General features: G+C 29.4%; 20 protein-coding genes. 6 read left to right on the top strand and 14 right to left on the bottom strand.

Going from position 1 to position 21,676, the window contains the following annotated elements; translation table 11 throughout:
• The first annotated feature begins 214 nt into the window (after positions 1-214).
• Together MKD34_RS09860 and treC are read left to right on the top strand one after the other, a co-directional pair.
• A complete protein-coding gene (locus tag MKD34_RS09860) occupies positions 215-2,149 on the top strand; it encodes a fructose-specific PTS transporter subunit EIIC (RefSeq protein ID WP_240221226.1) in 1,935 nt (644 codons plus the stop codon).
• Entirely contained in the window at positions 2,142-3,788 is a 1,647-nt protein-coding gene (gene treC, locus MKD34_RS09855) for an alpha,alpha-phosphotrehalase (protein WP_240221224.1), read from the top strand. Before MKD34_RS09860 ends, treC begins: the two co-directional genes overlap by 8 nt.
• Positions 3,789-3,846: 58 nt before the next feature.
• Here treC and MKD34_RS09850 read toward each other — a convergent pair whose 3' ends face one another.
• From MKD34_RS09850 to MKD34_RS09830, 5 genes are all read right to left on the bottom strand, one after another.
• Positions 3,847-4,860 (bottom strand): Fic family protein, encoded by a 1,014-nt coding sequence (locus tag MKD34_RS09850; RefSeq protein WP_240221222.1) that lies wholly within the window; start codon positions 4,858-4,860, stop codon positions 3,847-3,849.
• Positions 4,861-5,071: 211 nt separating this feature from the next.
• Positions 5,072-6,556, bottom strand: coding sequence for a sulfatase-like hydrolase/transferase (locus MKD34_RS09845; RefSeq protein ID WP_240221220.1), 1,485 nt, complete (start codon positions 6,554-6,556; stop codon positions 5,072-5,074).
• Positions 6,537-6,683: a hypothetical protein gene (locus MKD34_RS09840; protein ID WP_240221218.1), complete on the bottom strand. Its 147-nt coding sequence runs from the start codon at positions 6,681-6,683 to the stop codon at positions 6,537-6,539. The genes MKD34_RS09845 and MKD34_RS09840 overlap by 20 nt, the downstream gene beginning before the upstream one ends.
• Positions 6,680-8,176 carry a sodium:solute symporter family protein gene (locus tag MKD34_RS09835; RefSeq protein WP_240221216.1) on the bottom strand — a complete coding sequence of 499 codons (1,497 nt, stop codon included), beginning with the start codon at positions 8,174-8,176 and terminating at the stop codon, positions 6,680-6,682. Before MKD34_RS09835 ends, MKD34_RS09840 begins: the two co-directional genes overlap by 4 nt.
• 20 nt (positions 8,177-8,196) lie before the next feature.
• Positions 8,197-9,312 carry an ROK family transcriptional regulator gene (locus MKD34_RS09830; RefSeq protein ID WP_240221214.1) on the bottom strand — a complete coding sequence of 372 codons (1,116 nt, stop codon included), beginning with the start codon at positions 9,310-9,312 and terminating at the stop codon, positions 8,197-8,199.
• A 286-nt stretch (positions 9,313-9,598) separates the two neighbouring features.
• Between MKD34_RS09830 and MKD34_RS09825 the strand changes: the two genes are divergently transcribed.
• Genes MKD34_RS09825 through MKD34_RS09810 form a run of 4 tightly spaced genes read left to right on the top strand, consistent with a single transcriptional unit; the run spans position 9,599 to position 13,206 of the window.
• Positions 9,599-10,552: an ABC transporter permease gene (locus MKD34_RS09825; RefSeq protein WP_240221212.1), complete on the top strand. Its 954-nt coding sequence runs from the start codon at positions 9,599-9,601 to the stop codon at positions 10,550-10,552.
• On the top strand, positions 10,542-11,510 hold the full coding sequence (locus MKD34_RS09820; RefSeq protein ID WP_240221210.1) for an iron chelate uptake ABC transporter family permease subunit: 969 nt from the start codon (positions 10,542-10,544) through the stop codon (positions 11,508-11,510). Before MKD34_RS09825 ends, MKD34_RS09820 begins: the two co-directional genes overlap by 11 nt.
• Position 11,511: 1 nt before the next feature.
• Positions 11,512-12,267: an iron ABC transporter ATP-binding protein gene (locus tag MKD34_RS09815; RefSeq protein ID WP_240221208.1), complete on the top strand. Its 756-nt coding sequence runs from the start codon at positions 11,512-11,514 to the stop codon at positions 12,265-12,267.
• A gap of 9 nt (positions 12,268-12,276) precedes the next feature.
• The gene (locus tag MKD34_RS09810; protein ID WP_240221206.1) at positions 12,277-13,206 is read left to right on the top strand and encodes a siderophore ABC transporter substrate-binding protein; all 930 of its coding nucleotides are present in this window, start codon (positions 12,277-12,279) and stop codon (positions 13,204-13,206) included.
• A gap of 30 nt (positions 13,207-13,236) precedes the next feature.
• Here MKD34_RS09810 and MKD34_RS09805 read toward each other — a convergent pair whose 3' ends face one another.
• The 9 genes from MKD34_RS09805 to MKD34_RS09765 are packed head-to-tail and all read right to left on the bottom strand — an operon-like array spanning position 13,237 to position 21,600.
• Complete coding sequence (locus MKD34_RS09805; RefSeq protein ID WP_240221204.1) at positions 13,237-14,436, bottom strand: phosphopentomutase; 1,200 nt, start codon at positions 14,434-14,436, stop codon at positions 13,237-13,239.
• A gap of 2 nt (positions 14,437-14,438) precedes the next feature.
• Positions 14,439-15,593 carry a YhfX family PLP-dependent enzyme gene (locus MKD34_RS09800; protein ID WP_240221202.1) on the bottom strand — a complete coding sequence of 385 codons (1,155 nt, stop codon included), beginning with the start codon at positions 15,591-15,593 and terminating at the stop codon, positions 14,439-14,441.
• Position 15,594: 1 nt separating this feature from the next.
• The gene (locus tag MKD34_RS09795) at positions 15,595-16,698 is read right to left on the bottom strand and encodes an aminotransferase class V-fold PLP-dependent enzyme (protein WP_240221200.1); all 1,104 of its coding nucleotides are present in this window, start codon (positions 16,696-16,698) and stop codon (positions 15,595-15,597) included.
• A 2-nt stretch (positions 16,699-16,700) separates the two neighbouring features.
• Positions 16,701-17,576 (bottom strand): phosphotriesterase family protein, encoded by an 876-nt coding sequence (locus tag MKD34_RS09790; RefSeq protein ID WP_240221198.1) that lies wholly within the window; start codon positions 17,574-17,576, stop codon positions 16,701-16,703.
• Positions 17,569-18,600 carry an amidase family protein gene (locus MKD34_RS09785; RefSeq protein WP_240221196.1) on the bottom strand — a complete coding sequence of 344 codons (1,032 nt, stop codon included), beginning with the start codon at positions 18,598-18,600 and terminating at the stop codon, positions 17,569-17,571. Before MKD34_RS09785 ends, MKD34_RS09790 begins: the two co-directional genes overlap by 8 nt.
• 57 nt (positions 18,601-18,657) lie before the next feature.
• The gene (locus MKD34_RS09780) at positions 18,658-19,944 is read right to left on the bottom strand and encodes a YhfT family protein (protein ID WP_240221195.1); all 1,287 of its coding nucleotides are present in this window, start codon (positions 19,942-19,944) and stop codon (positions 18,658-18,660) included.
• 9 nt (positions 19,945-19,953) lie between these two features.
• On the bottom strand, positions 19,954-20,313 hold the full coding sequence (locus tag MKD34_RS09775) for a DUF2620 domain-containing protein (protein ID WP_240221193.1): 360 nt from the start codon (positions 20,311-20,313) through the stop codon (positions 19,954-19,956).
• 33 nt (positions 20,314-20,346) lie between these two features.
• Positions 20,347-20,700, bottom strand: coding sequence for a PRD domain-containing protein (locus MKD34_RS09770; RefSeq protein WP_240221191.1), 354 nt, complete (start codon positions 20,698-20,700; stop codon positions 20,347-20,349).
• Between the two features lie 18 nt (positions 20,701-20,718).
• A complete protein-coding gene (locus MKD34_RS09765) occupies positions 20,719-21,600 on the bottom strand; it encodes a YhfZ family protein (protein ID WP_240221189.1) in 882 nt (293 codons plus the stop codon).
• Between the last annotated feature and the right edge of the window lie 76 nt (positions 21,601-21,676).

Here is a 21,676-nt window from a genome sequence, read left to right as displayed (position 1 = left end):
AAAATGAAAAAATATAACTTGTTAATTTCATAAAAATAAATCAATCTGACTTAATTATAACACTAAAGAATCAAAAAACGTACTTTTATAACAAAAAAATTCATTTTTTTCTGAAAAAAATAGAAAATTTACAAATTACTATAAAATTGATACTCTAATTTATAGGGTATTAAATCAAATTTTTTCAAAAAGTTTTAATTAAAAGGAGAAACACATGAATTTTAAAAATTTAGTAAACGAAAATTTAGTTCTTTTAAATCTTGATTTAAAAGATAAAAAAGATATCATTAAAGTTTTAGTTGATAAACTTTATGATAACGGAAGAATTACTTCTAAAGAGATTTTTTATAAAACAGTTATAGAAAGGGAACTATCATCACCTACAGGATTAGAAGAAGGATTAGCCATTCCTCACGGAAAAGATGAATGTGTAAAAGAGGCATCTATTGCCATTGCTAGATTGAAAAATCCTATTTCCACTTGGGAATCAGTTGATGAAGATAATGAAGTTAATTTAGTTTTTTTAATTGCAATTCCTAAAAAAGAAGAGGGATCAAGTCATATTGAAATTTTAAGTAAACTTACAACTTCTTTTATGAAAGAAGGGTTTATACAAGATTTACAAAATTCTCAAACTACTAAAGAACTTTTAAATATAGTTTATTCTATTGAGGAGGAAAAAAACGAAAATACTAATGAAAATAGATATTTTAAAGATAAACCATTGGTTTTAGCTGTTACTGCATGTCCTACTGGAATTGCTCACACTTACTTAGCTGCTGAGGCATTAGAAAAAGCTGCAAAAGAGTTACAAATAAATATTTGTGTAGAAAAACAAGGAGCTCGTGGAATTGAGGGAAGACATTCTGAAGAGCTTATAATAAAAGCTGATGTCATTATATTCGCAACTGACGTTTCTGTTAAAGAAAAAGAAAGATTTATTGGAAAAAAATATATACAAACAAGAGTTGCTGCACCACTAAAAAAAGGTAAAGAAACTATATTAGAAGCTCTAAATAATCCTGATGGAATTATTGAAGCTAATCAAATAAAATCTGAAAATAATACTGATGATAAAAATGAAAATTCTAATAAACTGTTTAGCCTTCAAGAAATTAAAAGAGCTTGTTTAACAGGGATTTCTTATATGCTTCCTTTAGTTGTTGCTGGAGCTGTTATTATGGGATTATCCAGAATTGGAGCTTCTTTCTTTGAAATTGGAAATATTTGGGATGGTTCTTATGCTCAATCTAGTGAACCATTAGTTAGATTACTTCATACTTTAGATAAACTTGGCGGAAAAACTTTAAGTTTAATGTTACCTTTTATCGGTGGATATGTAGCCTTTGCTATTGGTGATAAAGTTGCTATAGCTCCTGGATTTGTTGGAGGATTACTCGCTGCAGACTCTAACTCAGGATTTTTAGGAGCTCTTGTCGCAGGTATTTTAGCTGGTTATTCTACAAAAATAATAATAAAAAAAGTAAAATTACCGGTATTCGCTTCAGGTGTTACATCTATATTTATAGCACCTATCTGTGCAGTTTTGATAACTGGATTAAGTATTATCTATGTAATTGGAGATCCTGTTGCAACTTTAAATAAATCCCTTGAAATTTGGTTAATGGGAATGAATGGTTCTAATAGACTAATTTTAGCTGCAATTATCGGTGGAATGATGGGAGCTGATTTAGGAGGACCTATTAACAAAGCTGCTCTTACAACAGCCCTAGCTTTAGTAGCTTCGGGAATAACTGTTCCAAATACTGCTGCAATGATAGGAATTGTTGTTCCTCCTTTAGGATTAGGATTTGCAACTATTTTATCTAAAAAGAAATATAGTTTAGCTTTACAAGAAGCTGGAAAATCAGCTATTTTAATGGGATTAGTTGGTGTTACAGAGGGGGCAATTCCATTTGCCATTGAATCTCCAATAAAAGTTATTTCATCAACTATTTTAGGCTCTGCTTTAGCTGCTTCTTTAGCTGTTTACCTAGGTGCAAACAATCCTCTTCCAATATCTGGATTTTATGGATGGTTTGCAGTTCAAAATTGGCCAATTTACATCTTATCAATATTTATAGGTTCATTATTTATAGCAATAATGAATATTTCTTTAAGAAAAGAGGAGAAAAAAGAGAATGTTTAAAGATAAAGTTGTATACCAAATATATCCTAAATCATTTAAAGACAGTAATAATGATGGAATTGGAGATTTAAAAGGAATTATTGAAAAATTAGACTATTTAAAATACTTAGGGGTAGATTATTTATGGATAACACCATTTTTTATCTCTCCACAAAAAGATAATGGATATGATGTTGAAGATTACTACAATATTGACCCTACTTATGGTACTATGGATGACTTTGATATGTTAATTAAAGAATCTAAAAAAAGAGGAATAGAATTAATGTTAGATATGGTTTTTAACCATACTTCAACAGAGCATGAGTGGTTTAAAAAAGCTTTAGCAGGAGAAAAAAAATACCAAGATTATTATATTTTTAAAAAGAGTAAAAATCCAGAAATCCCTCCTACTAATTGGGAGTCAAAATTTGGTGGAAACGCTTGGAAGTACTCTAAAGAAGTTGGAATGCACTATCTCCATTTATTTGATGAAACTCAAGCAGATCTTAACTGGGAAAATCCTGAAGTTAGAGATGAAATGAAAAAAATAGTTAAATTTTGGATGAATAAAGGTGTTAAAGGATTTAGATTTGATGTTGTTAATCTTATTTCTAAACCATATATATACGAAGATGATAATTGGGGAGATGGAAGAAGATTCTATACTGATGGTCCTAAAATACATGAATATTTAAAAGAATTAAATATTGACTCTTTTGGTGATGATAAAGATATTATAACTGTAGGAGAAATGTCTTCTACAACTCTTGAAAACTGTGTTAAATACGCTGGTGAAAATGAAAATGAACTTTCTATGGTATTTAATTTTCATCATTTAAAAATAGATTATAAAAATAAAGATAAATGGAGTTTACAAGCTCCAGATTTTGAAGAGTTAAAATCAATTTTAAATGAATGGCAATTGGGAATGCAAAATAATCAAGCTTGGACAGCACTTTTCTGGTGTAATCATGATCAACCTAGAGTTGTTTCTAGATTAGGAGATGACAAACAAAATTGGAATAAATCAGCTAAAATGTTAGCAACATTAACTCATTGTCTGAGAGGAACTCCTTATATCTATCAAGGGGAGGAGATTGGAATGACCAACTCTTACTTTGAAGATATTGAAACCTTTAAAGATGTTGAGTCTCATAACTACTATAGAATTTTAAAAGAAAAAGGACTAACAGAAGATGAGGCCCTAAAGGTAATCCAAGCTCGTTCTAGAGATAACGGAAGAACTCCAGTTCAGTGGGACGATACTATAAACGCTGGTTTTAGTGAAGTTAATCCTTGGATTAAGGTTATCAAGAATTACAAAAATATTAATGTTAAATCCCAAATAGATGATAAAAATAGTATTTTAAATTATTATAAAGAACTTATACAAATTAGAAAAAAATATAGAGTCATCTCTCATGGTGATTTCAAGCCTCTTTTACTAGAAGAGAAAAATGTATATGTTTACAAAAGAATTTTTAAAAATGAAAATATCATTGTTATTACAAACTTTGGTGAGGAAAAAACTATTAATTTATCTAATGAAAATATTAATGAATACAAGTGTCTTCTTTCAAATACTGAATTTATCAACAATAATGGAACTCTAAATTTAAAGCCTTATGATGCTTTTATATTGTATAAAAAAAATTAATTTAAAAAAGTTGTAGAATAATTTCTACAACTTTTACTTTTTTAAGGGCGCATATAATTCAATACAAACTCAGCTCTTTTTCTATCTTTTCTTTAAACTCTTTAGATAATTCTAAAGGTTCTATTATATCTTTTCCTGCTAGTTCTAAATTATCATTGATTTCCTCTATTTGTTTTAGAAATGCTCTAGAAACAACAGATATAAATTTTGAAATTTTCTTTTTTTGATAAAACTCTTTCATAGCCTCAATATATTTTTTCTTATCTCTAGAGTTACTTCTAAGTATTAAGTAAAATGGAACATCACTATATAAGAAAGATAAATTTAAAATTATTCGAGATAATCTTCCATTACAGTCACCAAAAGGATGAATTTTAATAAATTTAGCAACAAATAGCATTGTTTCTAAATAGATATTACTTCCACTTTTTAATTTAACCAAAAGATCTCTTATTGATTTTTCTACTGCTTCTGAAATTAAAGAGGGTTGTAAAAATATTGTATCCATATCTATACAAGCTCCATCAACTCTATATTCTCCAGGAAGTCCATTATTATTGTTATCTAATCCTTTGCTTAATATATTATGAAAGTCTTTTAAATTTTCTGAATTAAATAGATTATTATAGTCTATTGCTTTATTCTCACTTTCTCTAAAGATAATATCTATAGCAGAAATTAAAGTTAGGTGATTTAAAGTAGTTATAAACTCTTTTTTCTTATCTTTATATATTACTAATTTATTATCATTAAAATCTGTTATATCTAAATTTTCTGTTAACTTCTTTATATCTTCTATTATAGATTTAGTCATATCAATATCTTTTTTATAAGTTGGTTTACTACTTTCAAATTTTATGAAAGATGGTTGAAATATTTCAGAGAATAATCTTTTTGTACCAGTTAGATCTAACCCTTCATTTTCAATGGTATTGCTTTCAAAAACCATTCTTATCATAGTTTCTGTTCTATAATCCTTAAAGAAAGGAGTCAAATCACTTCTTTTTTTTATAGATTCAATATATTCTAACATCAGTATAAAATCCTCTTTATAATTTTTCCACCAAGACATGAATCTCTCCTTTTGTTATATAATTAGTTTTTATATTATATTTTATAGTGTATGCAGTTCTTTGTCAATTAATTTCCCCACTCGCTAATAACAGTATTTAAAAAAATTATTACTCCAAATCCTTTTTCTTTATTAAACCATTTAACTATTTCTTTTAACATACTTCCCTCTAAAAAATAAAAGTTGCAGGAAAATAACCTGCAACTTTTTACTATTGTATCTTGTTTTCTATTTCAATTTCTTTTACTTTTTCTCTTAATTCTCCATCACTTGTAAAAATATATTTAGAGCTATATCTTCCAAAAGCATTTTGATCATACTTTCCCCATTTACCTGCAAGTTTTTTTTGACCACCACCATATACCGGTAACATAGCTCCATCTATTTCTGGATTTACATGTTGAGAATACCAACTTAATAATTCATATCTCATCTCTTTTATAGTATCCAAATATTCTTCGCCGTCTATGTTGTTTATTTTTTCGTCAGGATCTTTTTGTAGGTCATAAAATTCATACGGTCCATCAGGATATCTGTGTATATATTTAAATTTATCATTTCTTATCATTCGTGTTGGACCATATTCATCATAAACCACAATATGCCCTTTTTCTTCGTTGCTTTTATTTTCTAAAATACTTTTAAAACTTTTTCCTGGATATTTTACACCAACATCTAAATAATCATTTAATTTTAGATATTCTAAAATTGTATGCCTTATATCATAGTGACTTAATAACTTATCTACAACTTCTGGAATAAACTCTCCTTTTTTATACATTATAAATGGAATTTTTACCGATGTATCATACATATTTAGTGGACTTGTTCCATTTCCTTTCCCAAAGATTCCATGATGTCCCATATTCATTCCGTTATCACTTGTAAAAATTATCAAAGTATCCTCCAATATTTTTTTATCTTCTAAAAGCTTCAAGACTCTACCTATATTAAAATCCATAGAGGTTAATGCTGCAAAATACCCTTTTAAAACATCTTTTCTTTCTTCTTCATTTCCTTCAAATGTTTCAACTATTTTCCAAGGATGATAAGGATCTCTTGGACAGGATAAAAATTCACAGCCTTCATATAAATCTAACAACTCTTTTGGATGATTTTTAGAATTCCATGGTGAATGAGGAGCAGTATAATTCAAACTTAAAAAAAATGGATTCTCATCGTTCGAATGTTTTTCTAAAAATTCAAGTGCGTAATCTGTTATTTTATCAGTTATATACTCCTCTTCATAAATTAACTCTCCATCTTTATACATTGGAGCATTGTAATACGGTCCTCCTCCTTTTTGATGAGAATACCAATACTTAAACCCACTTTGAGGTTTTTCTGCGGCTCCCATATGCCATTTCCCACTCATACAACAAGTATAATTATTTTTAGATAAAATATCTACAAATGTATTTTGACCTTTTAAATACTCCTCTGTTGTTGTTCCATTCTCCCATTCATCTAACCAATCTAGTATTCCATGCTGAGATGGTATTCTCCCTGTGAAAATAGACGCTCTTGCAGGTGAACAAACTGGAGATGCACAGAAAAAATTTTCAAATTTCTTTCCATCATGAGCCAACTTATCTAAATTCGGAGTTATTGCATCTTTATTTCCATAACTTCCCAAAGCCCAATATCCTAAGTCATCTGCTATAACAAAAATAACATTACTTTTCTTCCCTAGCATTTATTCCTCCAAGCATTGTTTTTATATTTTTAAATCCTTTTACTCCCACAATTCCTATTGTTATGACATACCAAACTAAACCAAAACATATTAGAAATTTCCAAAATCCAACTAAAATATTTGTCATGCTATCTCCTCCTCTAAAATTCCATCCTTTTCTTTAATTGCTATTTTTAAAAGAGAACCGGCAACCATCGCAATCCAAGCAAAAACAAACGATGCTATCCCTGAATAATATGGCCCTATTGCATCTGTTATTGGACTAAGAGTTGGAATTTGCTGTGCTACTAAAAAACCACCTGGAATTAAAGCACCAATTATTATTGTTGCAAAAGCTCCCCAATCATTAGCTTTTTCCCAATAACAAGCTGCTATTAAAAGTGTTGACACACTTACAGAATAAATTGTTGCTGTTAACGTCATATAAATCCATAAGTCTGACTTTAATGGATACCATAATCCATACAGTAACAGAAATACACCTATTATTCCTATTAAAATTCTATTTATAAATATAGCCCTTTTCTCTGACCAAGAGTTTTTATGAAATATTACTAAAATATCATTATAAATTACACTTGCCCATCCTAAAAGATATGAAGAATCTGTAGACATGTCAGCTGCAAGCATTGCCGCTACTAAAAGTCCTATTATTCCACTAGGTAATAAAACTGATAACATTTTTGGCATTGCATATAATGGATTTCCACCTACTGCATCTAACTTCACTAAAACTAATGCTGTAACGCCCCAAAGTACTGGAATTAGTGATCTTACAATATAAAATATACTTGTTTTAGTATACATTTTTTTAGCGACTTTTTCATCTTTTGCTGATAGAACTCTAGAAACCATTGTTTGCCAAGTTAAAACTGTTGCCGTTAACACTAGTGTTGTATATAAAACATATTGCCACCCTAATTTAGGATGTACAAACGGATTTATTCCTCCTGCTCCATATTGTGTTATAACTGTATCAAATAATTTATTCCATCCAACTTTTATAAATACTGTAAATGTAGTTAATATAAGTCCAATACTCATCAATAAAAATTGCATATAATCTGTTACTAATACCGATAACATTCCACCCAATATTGTATATAACGCTACAATTATTAATAAAACTGTCATTGTTATTTCTAAATATTTTGGATTTAACCCTGCTACATAAACTAAAAATTCTCCTCCAGTTCTTAAAAAGACTCCCATATTTAATAGACCACCTAAAACAATTACAACTCCAGAAGCCCATCTAACTCTACTCCCAAACTTTTTTTCAAAAAATTCTGGAATTGTCACAACACCAGCTTTTCTTAACGGTTCAATACAAAATCCTGTTTTTCCCACGATAAACATAACTATTGTCATTATTATTCCCACAGTTGCTCCAGCAAATCCATATCTATATCCTAACTGACTTGCCGCCATACATGTTATTATTCCAAATTCTGTTGCTGCTAATGATGCCATCCCCACATGCAAATCAACACTTCTTCCTGCAACTAAGAAATCATTGACATTTCTAACATATTTTTTGATAAAAATTCCCACAATTAAACTTAGTAGAATATAAAATCCAACTAATCCTCCATCAAGAAACCAATTAAAATTTGTCATCATACCCTCCTTTTATTTATCTATTCATTAAAATAATAGTCTAATCCAAAAAAAATTGCTCCTTCTAAAATTGCATTTTTTTCATACTTTGATTTTAATAAACAGATTTTTTTATCTTTATTTAAAAGATTATTATTTAAAACTCTTTCTACTTCTTTCCAAAAGAAATCTTTACACTCTGTTATTTTCCCCGTTATTATTATTCCCTCTGGATTTAATAGATATTCTGTCCATAAAATTCCATGAGAAATCGCTTTTACTAAAGATAGTATTAAATTATAAAAATATGTTTCTCCTTTATTTGCTCTGTAAATTATCTCTTCATAATTAAGAACTATTCCCTTCTCTTTATAAACTCTTTCTATTACTCGCCAATTAGCAAGATATGTTTCAAGACATCCTTTATTACCACAACTACATATCGGTGCATTTTCAGAATAATCATATGGAGCATGACCAATTTCTCCAGCTTCAAATTTTGTTCCACTATACAAGTTTTCTTCTACAATTATTCCAGCACCAACCCCTTCATCTATATTAAAAATTATAAAATTTTTCAATTTTTTTCCTAGTCCATTTCTTTTTTCTCTAAGTGCCATTAAGTTTGTTCCATTCTCTAAAATTACTGGAATATTAAATTCTTTTTCTAAAATTTTTTTTAATTCTACATTTTTCCAATTATAGTAGACTGATAAAATAGATATCCCATTTTTATTATCTACAACTCCATTCATCCCCAATGATATAACTTCTACTTTATATCTTTTTATAAATTTTTTAATTAATTTCAATAAATTTTCTAAAACTAAATCTGCCGATATTTTTTCTAAGTTTATTGAACTAAATTCTAATATTTCACCCGATAAACTTCCAATTCCACCTCTTATTTCTTTATCACTCAAATGAACTCCTAAAATTTTTCCAAAATTTTTTTTAAAGTTTAATTTTATTTGTGGTTTCCCAACTACCCCTTTTATTTTTTCCTTTTCTTCTATTAAAATATTATCTTCTATAAGTTGCTTCGTATACCTTCCAATTATAGTTTTAGATACTCCTAAAATATCTGAAAGTTCTTTTCTACTTTTAGCTCCATTTTTATAAATTGTAATTAGTATTTTTTTCTTATTTAAATTCATTTTTTCTCCTTTGTATCCTAAGTATATTTTCTTATCGTGTTTAAGTAAATATCGTTTTCTTCAATTTTAACTCATTTTTTGGGGTTTAGTAAACATATTTAATTCAATTATATACAAACATACCTTTTTATAGACCTTTTTATACATATTTAGTAAACCTTCTATAATGTCATCCTAACTTTCTACAACCTTATAAATATTTTGTTAAATAAAGTTTATCGTTGACAAAGTATAATATTTTGATATAATTTATTTTGTAAAACAAAATATTGAACAAGGAGATTAAATGAAAAACTTTATAATAACAGCATTTATCATTTTTCTATCAATAATCTCTATTTTTTCAGGCGTAGCAACAGTAAATCTCTCTGATATTTTTGTTCAGGGTACAAATAGTAACAATATAATATTTTTAAGTAGGATTCCAAGAACCATAAGTATAATAACTGCGGGATTTGGAATGAGCATCTGTGGTTTAATTATGCAACAACTTACTATGAATAAATTTGTTTCTCCAACAACTGCTGGAACTGCTGACTCCTCAAAATTAGGGATTTTAATAGCTTTACTTTTTTTCCCAAGGGAATCAATTATATTTAAGATGCTAATTGCATCGATATTTGCCATGGGAGGAACATTTCTTTTTCTGGGAATAGTAAGAAAAATAAAAATAAAAGACAACGCTTTAGTACCACTTATTGGTATGATGATCAGTGGAATACTTAGTTCTATAACTATGTTCTTTGCATATAAAGGAGATTTAATCCAAAGTATTAACAGTTGGCTTTTTGGTGATTTTTCAGGAGTACTAAAAGGTAACTACGAACTTCTATATATCACAATTCCTTTAGTTTTAATCGCTTTCTTTTATTCAAAACAATTTACAATCTCTGGAATGGGAGAGGAGTTTGCAGTAAATTTAGGAATTAACTATAAAACTATTGTAAATATAGGATTAATCTTAGTATGTTTTATATCTTCATTAGTTATGATAACAATTGGTGGAATACCCTTCTTAGGTTTAATTATTCCAAATATAGTGTCTCTATTTTTCGGAGATAACTTATCGAAAAACCTTTATATAACTGGAGCTTTAGGAAGTTTATTCTTACTTCTATGTGATATTTTAGGTAGAGTGATTATATATCCACATGAGATTCCAATTGGAATGATAACAGGAGTATTCGGAAGTGGGATATTCTTAGCTATGATATTTAGGAGGTTAAATTTTGAAGAATAATGAAAAAAGGATGGAAAATATCCTACTAGGTCTTCTCTTAGCCTTGTTAATAGCAGCGGCATTTTTTCTCTTAGTAGGTGTTAACAAAAATAACTTTAGATACTTAATATCAACAAGAGGTATAAAAATATTAGCAATAGTTCTAAGTGGAACCTGTGTTGCTATATCAACACTACTTTTCCAAACAGTTACAGATAGTAGAATTCTAACTCCTAGTGTTATGGGACTTGATTCTATGTATGTTTTTTTACAAACAATGACTATATTTCTATTTAGAAGAACTGTACCTTTGCTTACAACACCAATTCCAAAGTTTTTTATAACGGTTGGACTTATGGTTGCTGTTAGTATCTTTCTTCAAAAGTTTTTTAGGGGTAAAAGTAAGGGAAAACTACTTTATATGATTTTAATCGGAATGATTGTGGGAACTTTCTTAGATAGTTTATCTAATGGAATTCAAATGATAATGGATCCAAATGAATTTCTAGTTTTACAAAGTAGTTTATTTGCAAGTTACAATAGAGTTAATACAACACTACTTTCAATAGCTTATTTTATTGTTACCCTTGTATTTTTCTGGTTAAGAAAAGATATGAGAACTTTAGACGTTATGAGCTTAGGATATAGTCAATCTATAAATTTAGGATTAGATTATAAAAAACTTTTAAGAAAAAATCTAACAATAGTAGGACTATTAGTTTCTATATCTACAGCTCTTGTTGGACCAGTTGTATTTTTAGGACTTTTAACAGTTAATATATCAAAAGAGTTATTAAAAACTTATAAGCATAAATATTTAGTTGTCGCTTCTATTTTTATGAGTATTTTATCCTTAATTATAGGACAGCTAATTGTAGAAAAAATATTTAATAATAGTTTCCCTGTAGGAACAGTTATCAACTTTGTTGGTGGAATGTATCTACTATGGATTTTATTAAAAGAAAGGAGAATAGGATAAAATGATTGAGATAAAAAATGTAAGTAAATCATATAGATCAAAGTTTGTTGTAGAAAGTGTTACAACAGATATTCCTGAGGGAAAAATAACTTGTATCATAGGACCAAATGGAGCTGGTAAAAGTACTTTGTTAAATATGATTAGTAGATTAACTCCCTTAGATTCTGGTGAAATAAAGATAGATGGAAAAGCTATTGCTGAATGGGATAAAGCTGAGTTAGCTAAAACAATTGCGACACTAAAACAAGAGAATACCACAAATGTAAGACTTACAGTGTATGAATTAATATCCTTTGGAAGATTTCCTCATAGTGGTGGGAGACTAAACAGTGAAGATAAAAAAGTCATTGAAGAAGCTATTGAATATATGAATCTTGGAGAGTTTAGAGATAAGTATTTAGATGAGTTAAGTGGAGGTCAAAGACAAAGAGCTTATATAGCTATGACAATTGCTCAAAATACAAAATATATACTACTTGATGAGCCACTAAACAATTTAGATATGAAAAGTTCAGTAGCTATGATGAAAATTTTACATAAACTTGTAAAAGATTTCAATAAAACCATTGTTATAGTTATGCACGACATAAACTTTACATCTGTTTATTCAGATTATATATTAGCAATGAAAAATGGAAAATTAAAACATATGGATGAAACTCAAAATGTAGTTGTAAAAGATAAATTAGAAAAACTTTATGAGATGCCATTTCATATTGAAGAGATAAATAAAAAAAATATATGTGTGTACTTCTAGGAGGAGAAAATGAAAAAAATATTAGGTTTATTAGCTGTAGTAGTCGCAATCTGTGTAGGTTCATTTTTCTACCTAACATCTAGTGATAAAGAGGCAATAACTGGAGAAAAAATAACTATAAACCATGTAATGGGAACAACAGAGGTTGTTAAAAACCCCAAGAGAGTTATCGTATTTGATTATGGAATCGTTGAGATGTTAGATACTACAGGTGTTGAAATCATAGGATTACCAAAAGAGAGTTTACCAAAATTCTTAGAAAAATATAGCGACGAAAAATATATTAACGTTGGTGGATTAAAAGACCCTAACTTAGAAAAAATTTATGAAATGAAACCAGATTTAATTATTATCTCTGGAAGACAGGAACCATTTTATGAGCAACTATCAAAAATAGCTCCAACAGTTGGATTAACAACAACTGGTGATGACTATTTAGAAGCTCTTAAAACTAATGCTAAAACTATGGGAGATATATTCTCTAAAGAGACTGAGTTAACAAAAGAGTTAACAGTAATCGAAAACAATTTAAATGAAATCAAAGAAAATGTAAGTAATAAAAATCTAAATGCTGTGGTAGTTTTATCAAACAATGGAAAATTATCAGTATATGGATTAAAATCAAGATTTGGAATAATCTTTGACCACTTTGGATTTAAACCTGTTGATGAGGTTGCTGTTTCAACTCACGGAAGTAAAATAAACTTTGAGTATTTATTAGAAAAAAATCCTGATTATATCTTTGTTGTAGATAGAAGTGCTGTAAACGGTGGAGATGTATCAGCTAATAAAGCTTTTGATAATGACATTATAAAAGCAACAAAAGCTTATAAAGATGGAAACATTATTTTCTTAGATGCTGAAACTTGGTACACTGCAACTGGTGGAATAAAAACTACACAGAAAATGGCTGATGAAGTTAAAGCTGGATTAAAATAAATAGTAAAATAAAAAAAGTTGTAGTGCTCTCTACAACTTTTTTAAAAATGATTCTCCATTATCAGGTAATACCCGCCCAAAGTACTCTGCTACACTTTGACCAATGTCAGAAAGACTACTTCTCTCTCCTATTTCTCTTGAACTTAAACCTTTTTTATAAACTAAAATAGGTACTTTTTCTCTTGTATGATTAGAGTGTCCAATCATTGGATCATTTCCATGGTCTGCAGTCACAATAAATATATCATCTTCATCTAATAACTCCATAACCTTTTTTAACTTTCTATCCACAACTTCAAGTCTATTCCCGTATCTTTCTACATCCTCTTGGTGTCCTGCTAAATCTGTCTCTTGGATATTTGCACAAATGAAAACATTATTATTATTTTTTATCTCTTCTATCAACCTATCCATAATCTTATCACTATCTACACCAAAAATAGATTTCCCCTTAGGATTCTCTACTATATCTGCAACTTTTCCTATTAATATTGTCTTTGCAACACCTTCTAAAATTTTTGGTAGCTGCACTTCACTATCTATTCCATATCCCATATGTTGCACTTGATAACCATTCTTATATACTCCAGATTTTGGTGCATTTATTCCACCAAAAAGATTATCTTTACACTCATACGCATTTTTTACGTCTTCAATACTCACGTTTTTTCCACCAAAAGTTATAACTCTTGGTACCTTTACAACACTTCTAACAACTTTTCCTATCTTTAAAAGATCTTCATAATTTATTAAATCTAGTGCACCTGTTATATTATAAACCTGTCCCAAATCTGCTTCTAAATTATCTCCAACAGTGGCACATTCATCTACTATCAATACCTCTCTTGGTGACCCAAATCTTTTTACTGAATATCCCGAGTTTTTTAAAGCTATTTCCACCTCATCTATAGCCTCATAAAAAGGTTCAGTTTTAGGTTTCTTTGGATAAGTCCCCATAAGCTCTTGATGTCCATAGAAAGTATCGCACCAAAAGTGCTTAAGATTTGCTTTTCCATAAACAGCTTCTTTTGAAAATTTTATATTTCCTATCTCCAATTCTGCAGAATTAGCAATACCTAACTTTTCTAAATTAGGTATCTTTAACTTTGGATTATATTTTAAAACACTTTTATATGTATTAGCTCCAACATCTTGCGGTCGCACTACTCTTACATCATTCATTTCCCCAATACCAAAACTATCTAATACCAACACCACAAATCTTTTCATATCTACATCTCTCTTCCTAAACTATCATACACACCTACAAGTTTTGGATTACTACTTTTGACTCCCTCAACCAATGCCACACTACTTCTCGTTACAAATATCTGTGTTCTAAATGCTCCAATAACTGTTTCTCCAACATTATTATTGCCACATAATTCAAAATAGTAATCTATACTTTCTAAAGTTGGAGCCTCCACTGGTGATCTCCTCATTTTTTTTATATTTTTACCTACTAAAACACTATTCATTCCAGATCTTCTATAATGACCTCCACCATAACAATAAGAATTATAGTCCAAATTATGAGATATTTCAGAAACATATACAATTGCCGGAATCTCTCCTTCTAAATTTCTGCTATTAAATGGCGTTGTTCCTGTTAAAGCGTGCCCTGGTTCTCCGTGAGTTCCTCCATAAGCTTTTATACTTTCAATATTCTCTAAAGAAGTTGCTGAAGGCATATTCAGTTGCTCTACAAATATTCCTAACTCTTTCAATACTCTCTCTGCCTTTTTTATACTTTCAATATTTTTAGTACCCTCTATTATATTTTTATCACAATTATATAAAAAACATGGGAAAGATGTTAAACCATTAATTCTAACGTTGTTCAATTTCAAAATCTCTTTAGCTACATCTTCTATATCATCTAAATAAAATCCACCACTTTGACCAGAATATATTTTGCTATCTTTTTCTAAAACTCTTAGCATAATATCTTGAACTTTTCCATATTTTTTAGCAGCTTCATCTATTTCTTTTATCTTCTCTAAAGAGTAAACTGTTATAATCTCTGGACTATGTCTTACAACTTTATCTATAAGTGACGATGGGATTTGAACTAGATGACCAACGTTCCCAAGTTTAACTCCATTGTCCATCATAATTAGAGCTTCTTTAAAATCTACAGTTACAACTCCAGCAAATCCAATCTCCACTAATTTTTTAGCTAAGTATGGAACTCTTCCAAATTGTTTTGTCATAGCATAAAGTTTAATGCCATTTTCCTCAGCTTTTTTACAAAGAGCTCTTCCGTTTTCTAAAATAGCATCCACATCTAAAACGTATGTATCTGGTAATATTTCACCCTTTTGATGAAGCTCTATTGCTACCTTTATCAAATCTGGATTTTTTTTCTGAACAATATCTATAAACACACTATTTCACCTCTTTTGCTATTTTATAACTCTCTTTTAATATTCTAACTATCGTTTCAACTCCAGCTCTATTCGGATTTATTCTTATCATTCTTTTTTCTAAAGTTGGATCTGTAGCTCTAAATGTTCCAGACACTCTATAAAAAAGCGGAGAAAACTCATACTTTGATTCTGCTCCCACAGGATTTGGTAGTGCTCCTAGTTTTTCAGCATGAACTAACATCTCCTCAGCAATATTTTCTTTTAACTCTACAACTATTACTTTCGACTGAGCATTTACAAGGTAAGCACCCTTAATAAATTCTATCTCTCCACTATTAAATATTTTATGTAACTTATCATTTACTTCACCCTGAATAGCAAGTGAAACAGGGGCATAAACTAATCCTCTTAAAACATCAAGAGCTTCATGTCCTTGAACTTGTCCTCCACCAGAATAGTTACTACTAATAATTTTATTAACAAACTCTTTTTTACCAACTACGCATCCAATCCCTTCTGGACCAAGTAGTTTAAAAGTTGAAAATGCTGAAAGATCAGCTCCTAATTCACTTCCAATTTTATTTACTTTCATAACAGCATAATTATCATCTGTCACAATTGGTGTATTATATTTTTTTATTTCTGTAATAACCTCTTTTATATCATATGAATCATCAATTTTTTGACGAGTATATTGAACTAAAGCTGCATCAAAATTGTTATTTTTTAATACTTCCTTTAGCTCATCTAAATTATTAAAGTCAGCCTCTATCTTTTCCACACCCATCATTTTAAAAGTTACATCTGTTGTAGGATAAACAGGTGCTTTATGAACTAAAACTTTTCTTTCTCTTTTTTCACCTAAAATACTATAAAGTCCCCATTTTATAGCTGCAGTACCAGATCCTCTTACAAGAACTGCTGCTTCACAATCGAAAAATTCAGCTATTACTTTTTCAGCTTTTTCAGTAGTAACAGGTTTATTTAATCCCTTTACAACTCCAAGATCTCCTCTTGTTAAAACTTCATGGCCTTGAAAATATTTTGTTATTATATCTATCATTTTAAATTGCTTCTCTTTTGCTACTTCTATTCCTATAGATTCCAATGGATATGTTTTCATTTTCATTCAACTCCTAAAATTCTCTTTGGATTTTCTACCAACATATTTTTTAAATCACTCTCTTTTACCCCAACCTCTTTTAGCATAGGAACAAAAGTTTCAATTAGATATGCATACCCAATTCCACCATTTGTTTTTAAGTGAGATCTTCTTGTTAAATCAACTGACATTAATAATTTTTCACTCCATCCCTCTTCACAAAGTGTTTTTATAAAATCAACCCTAGTTTCATCAGGAAGATAGTTATTTTTACCAATAGTATCAAACTCTACATAGGCTCCTCTTTTTAAAAGAGATTTTATATAATTTAAATTACCACTCAACGCTACATGTCCTAAAATAACTTTATTTAAATCTACACCTAAGTTTTCTAAAAAATCCAACTGCTCATGCCCTAATTTCCCCAAACTTGTATGAGTTGTTATAAAAACTCCTGTGGCTTTTTGAGCAATTGCAGCTGCGTGGAAAACTTTTTTTTCAAGCTCAGTCATAATTTCAAATCCTGTTCCAATCTCTCCTATAAGTGTTGCACATTTAGTTTTTCCATCTATTCCAATCTTTATATCATCTATCATTTTTTTAGCAAGCTCTTCAACACTTAACTCTTCAACTTCTTTTGGCAAAAAAGGTTCCTTATAATACCCCGTAGACATATAGATATTTAGTCCTGTGGCCTCCTCCATTTTCATAACATAATCCACATCTCTACCAATACCAACATTACTCACATCTACAACTCTAGTTACTCCAAGTTCTTTTAATCTTAAAAACTCCTCTTTCGTTATATCAAAGGTATCCAATTTACAATCTATATTATTTTTCTCCTTAGAGAGATCTATTGTTACATGTTCATGCATATATGTTATATCTTTAATCATTTTCCCTCCAAATTTTAAAATCTCGATTATCTATCTCTTTTAATGGATAGTTTAGAAAATACTCTCTATAAAGTTTTGGCCTTTTATCCTCATTTAAAACTTTAGATATCTCTAGTAAAGATTTCAAATATATCTCGCCCTCTGGTACAACTATAACAATTGCACTTCCTATATCTCCTGTTGGAATAGTTATAGCTGAACAATTTAACATATTTAAAACTTTTAAAAATCCTTTATTTGAATTTTTTTGAATCTCTTTAGCTTTCTCTCCCATAACTCCAAAGACAGAGTCTCCTAAACCATAAAGCTCCACATCTTTTTCTAAATATATAAGCGCACTATATGATTTAAAAGTATTTTTTAAAAACTCTATCATAATATCTCTTTCATAAAGTTTTTCTTGTTTTTCTAAAATATTTATCTCATAACCTTTTTTTAATTTTCCATAGCATTCAATATCTAAATCTATAACGCAGCATTTTTTTATAATCTCTTGAGGTTCAGTTAAAAATATCTCACAAACTTTTTCTAATTCAGTAAAATCTTGAGTTATAAATCCAACTCCTGGTGTAAATTCTATAGAATCTGTTGATTTTTTATTTGTTCTTCCTTTAAGTCCAACTCCAGAAAGTAAAACTGAATATAGATTTAAGCCTATAGCTGGGCCAAGCACAGAGCCTCCCCCATCAGTTCCAACTCCAACTGTGTTTAATCCATATAAAACATTTATCGCTGTTCCACTAGATGAACCAATCATAAGTTTTCCTGTTATTGGATTTAAAAGATTTAGATCTACAGCTCTTCCTCTATCTGTACAACTATCAATTGTGTTCCAAGAATAACCTTTCTTTAATAACTTTTTTATGATGTTATCACTTATCTCACTAGTCTCTTTAACTCCAAAAGTTTTATAATTAGAATCTTCTCTAAATATATCTAAAATTATATTTGGATTTTGCTTCTTCACGCTTTTACCTAAAAATTCCTTTGTTCTTTGTACTCCAGAAAGAGCTTTTATATCCATTTCTTCACCTCACTATAATTTAAGAGGAGTAAAAACTCCTCTTAAACTTTATCTATGCTATGCACCATATAATCCTAAAACTGAGAATATATTTAGTAAAATTCCAAAGAATATTGCAGCTACAGGTCCCACTGCCATATCTACAAGAGGTTTCTTAGCTGTTTTATTTAAAATATAAACTCCAGCTACAAACAGATAACCAAGTCCTGGAGCCATTGCATCAGCTGCAATCATTCCACCAACAATAAGTGCAACTTCTAAAACTCTAGACATAGCTGTTCTAATCTGATCTCCACAACCTTTTACTCCTGGGAATTTATCTAAGAATTTAGCTATTGCTCCAAGAGCATATATCTCAAAACAAATAGCTGCTGCTCCACCTATAAATGCTATAAAAGGATTTCTTAAGAAAATTCCAATTGCAAATACAAAAGTCATTCCTGCTGGAGCATAAACTCCAGTTGCTATAGCAGTTGTAGCAACCAATGGTACAAATCCAATAGCTCTTGCTAATGCTGCAAGTCCAGCTTCAGAAGTTTTTCCATCAGCTAAAAGATTTAAAGATATTGGATCTCCTGCAACTAAATGTAAGCTTATAGCCGCAGATATTATTCCTCCCATAAGAGCTAATCCTAAAATATTTTTCTTTATTCTTTCAACTCTAGCAGCAAATATATTAAGTAACATTGCATTTGATCCAGGAGCATCAGTAGCTGCCTTTTCTCTCATAGCAAAAGCAATCATAATTACCATAGCTACCAGTAATGCCATTCCATCTGGATTTAGTACTACCTTACTTCCATCAAACATGAAAGTTCCATACTTTTGAACAAGTTGTCTAATAACTATAGTCAATCCAAAAGTTGTAGCTCCTTTTTTAAATCCATATTGATAAGCCACTACCAATGCTGGGAATGCAGCAAATGCAACTATAATTGGAGATCCTACTTTTCCTAAAGATGGTAAGAAATTCACTGGTAATTTTGCAAATAGTTCCACAACAACTTTTAATCCAAGAGTTATTAGAAGTCCATAAAGTCCACCAGCTACAGTTGATAAAATTGCACCTTTTTTATCAAAACTAAAAGATGTTCCAATTATATCTGTTCCCAAAAGAATACTATGAATAAGAATTATATGTGTTGTAAGGGAAAATGGAATTCCAAATCCTACAACTAAACCAAAGCTTAAAGCAAAACTTGTAGCTGCTAAAGATTTTCTATCCATTCTTCCCTCTAAAAACTCAGGAACAATAGGTCTTAATCCATCATTGAATATAGCTACTCCTCTGTTTGCTAAAAGTGCTGCTAAACCTCCCAATAAAACTGCAACTATATAGTTCATTCTTACCCCCTATTTTAAAATCTCTGCTAAAATAACTGGTACAACTGCATCTATGTGCTGAGCTGTAAATCCAAAAGCCTTTTTTCCAGCGGCAATTTCAGATTTTATTTCTTCGTCACTTTTTATGTTTCCTGGCATAGAAACTGTAGCGCAATTACTTGCTCCTAAAAGTGCAATAGCCATAGCTAAAGCTCCACCTCCACCAGTATTACAAGCTCCTAAATAATAATCTGCCATATTTGTTTTTACATCCATAGCCGCTTCAATATCTGTTTTCACTGTTATAACAGCTCTTTCTCCACATATTTTTCTTACTGTTTCAGCTAATCTCTCTTTATCAATCTGTCCACCTATAACTATTCTTTTCATTAAAATCCACTCCCTCTTATTTTAATTTTTTAATTATTTTTCTAATATTACACAGATATTTACAAGCATATACTTCTTTTCATCATCTGGTAAAGTTACATCTAAAACCTCTGATAAATCATCATAAATTAGATTAGCTCTTTCAATATGCTCACTTTCTAAAGTCTCTTTAAATACCTCTTCATCTATAGTTTTAACTGGCTCACCATTTTTCACTCTTGTTATAGCCATTGATAGATGAGTTACCATCATCGCACCATTATCTTCAGTAAGTTCAATATTATGCTTTTCATTAAACATATTAATTACATTTAGCATAACATCTTTTGTACAATCAGTTATTGCTCCTGAAACATTTAAAATTTCTAATCTAGTTTGTAAATCCATCTTCCCTCCAAATTTTACTTAATCTATAAGTTTAAATTTTTCCTTATCGAAAAATTTTTTAAATATATTTTTTATAATCTGATTATCTTTTCTTATTACTATAACTGATTCAGTAGCTAAAAGATTTCCCTCATTTTCATTTAGCTCCTCTATTACTATCCCATGTTTTTCTAAGTGTATCATTTTATCTAGAACATCATCATAGTTCCAGATAGCTGCATCAATCTTTCCATCTATTAAATTTTCAATAACTTCTGAATATTTAATATCTACAAAATTTATATTTTCATTTTTTTGAAAATTAAAATTTGTTAAAAAAATATGGTCGTTAGACTCAGGATCCTTTCCAACATTAACCACTTCTCCATTTTTCCTTTTTAAAATAACATGTTTCGTAACATAAGTTCTTGGTCCAAATTGCTCTATAATCTCCAAATCAAATCCAGAATCAATAGCATTTTGAGCTGCTAATTTTGAAACAACACCAAAATGATAAACACCCTCTTCAATAAGTTTTAATCTTACATATCCACCTCTCATGTGAGAAAAATATAATGGAATTGGAATCTTTAAACTATTTGTTATATTATCCATTATTTTTTTATATCTCTGTGAATATGTTATTGGCATAACACATAGTAAGTAATCTACCTTTAAAACTTTTAAAAGATTTTTGTAATCTATATTTTCAATTACAGTTCCATACTTACCTTTTTTCTTTAAATCAATTACTTTTTTATCTGTTAGTTCTTTCAAAGCTTTTTGAATTGTTCCTAAAGATAGTTCTAAATACTCAGAGTAGTTTGTAATTGTATCTAAATTATCATCTATCTCTCTACCTAAAATATCTTTTGACAATCCCACTATAGCTTTTTGTAATTTTCCAGTTTTACTATTCATATCTACCTCTTTTCTAATTTTCATTTTTTTGAAAATAAGATTTATGTACTTATTATAACCTATTTTTTTATAATGT

The organism is Cetobacterium somerae, from assembly GCF_022430525.1.
GTDB lineage: Bacteria > Fusobacteriota > Fusobacteriia > Fusobacteriales > Fusobacteriaceae > Cetobacterium_A.
The sequence above is the reverse complement of the archived record's forward strand: the minus strand, read 5'-3'. Positions and strand labels throughout refer to the sequence as shown.

Excerpts from the sequence above, each read along its gene's own strand:
- MKD34_RS09785 (WP_240221196.1), bottom strand. The coding sequence starts at position 18,600 with ATGGATATAAAAGCTCTTTCTGGAGTACAAAGAACAAAGGAATTTTTA.
- MKD34_RS09830 (WP_240221214.1), bottom strand. The coding sequence starts at position 9,312 with ATGAATTTAAATAAGAAAAAAATACTAATTACAATTTATAAAAATGGA.
- MKD34_RS09770 (WP_240221191.1), bottom strand. The coding sequence starts at position 20,700 with ATGGATTTACAAACTAGATTAGAAATTTTAAATGTTTCAGGAGCAATA.
- MKD34_RS09815 (WP_240221208.1), top strand. The coding sequence starts at position 11,512 with ATGATTGAGATAAAAAATGTAAGTAAATCATATAGATCAAAGTTTGTT.
- MKD34_RS09850 (WP_240221222.1), bottom strand. The coding sequence starts at position 4,860 with ATGTCTTGGTGGAAAAATTATAAAGAGGATTTTATACTGATGTTAGAA.
- MKD34_RS09860 (WP_240221226.1), top strand. The coding sequence starts at position 215 with ATGAATTTTAAAAATTTAGTAAACGAAAATTTAGTTCTTTTAAATCTT.
- MKD34_RS09795 (WP_240221200.1), bottom strand. The coding sequence starts at position 16,698 with ATGAAAACATATCCATTGGAATCTATAGGAATAGAAGTAGCAAAAGAG.
- MKD34_RS09765 (WP_240221189.1), bottom strand. The coding sequence starts at position 21,600 with ATGAATAGTAAAACTGGAAAATTACAAAAAGCTATAGTGGGATTGTCA.
- MKD34_RS09775 (WP_240221193.1), bottom strand. The coding sequence starts at position 20,313 with ATGAAAAGAATAGTTATAGGTGGACAGATTGATAAAGAGAGATTAGCT.
- MKD34_RS09790 (WP_240221198.1), bottom strand. The coding sequence starts at position 17,576 with ATGATTAAAGATATAACATATATGCATGAACATGTAACAATAGATCTC.
- MKD34_RS09825 (WP_240221212.1), top strand. The coding sequence starts at position 9,599 with ATGAAAAACTTTATAATAACAGCATTTATCATTTTTCTATCAATAATC.
- MKD34_RS09780 (WP_240221195.1), bottom strand. The coding sequence starts at position 19,944 with ATGAACTATATAGTTGCAGTTTTATTGGGAGGTTTAGCAGCACTTTTA.
- MKD34_RS09835 (WP_240221216.1), bottom strand. The coding sequence starts at position 8,176 with ATGACAAATTTTAATTGGTTTCTTGATGGAGGATTAGTTGGATTTTAT.
- MKD34_RS09840 (WP_240221218.1), bottom strand. The coding sequence starts at position 6,683 with ATGACAAATATTTTAGTTGGATTTTGGAAATTTCTAATATGTTTTGGT.
- treC (WP_240221224.1), top strand. The coding sequence starts at position 2,142 with ATGTTTAAAGATAAAGTTGTATACCAAATATATCCTAAATCATTTAAA.
- MKD34_RS09810 (WP_240221206.1), top strand. The coding sequence starts at position 12,277 with ATGAAAAAAATATTAGGTTTATTAGCTGTAGTAGTCGCAATCTGTGTA.
- MKD34_RS09845 (WP_240221220.1), bottom strand. The coding sequence starts at position 6,556 with ATGCTAGGGAAGAAAAGTAATGTTATTTTTGTTATAGCAGATGACTTA.
- MKD34_RS09805 (WP_240221204.1), bottom strand. The coding sequence starts at position 14,436 with ATGAAAAGATTTGTGGTGTTGGTATTAGATAGTTTTGGTATTGGGGAA.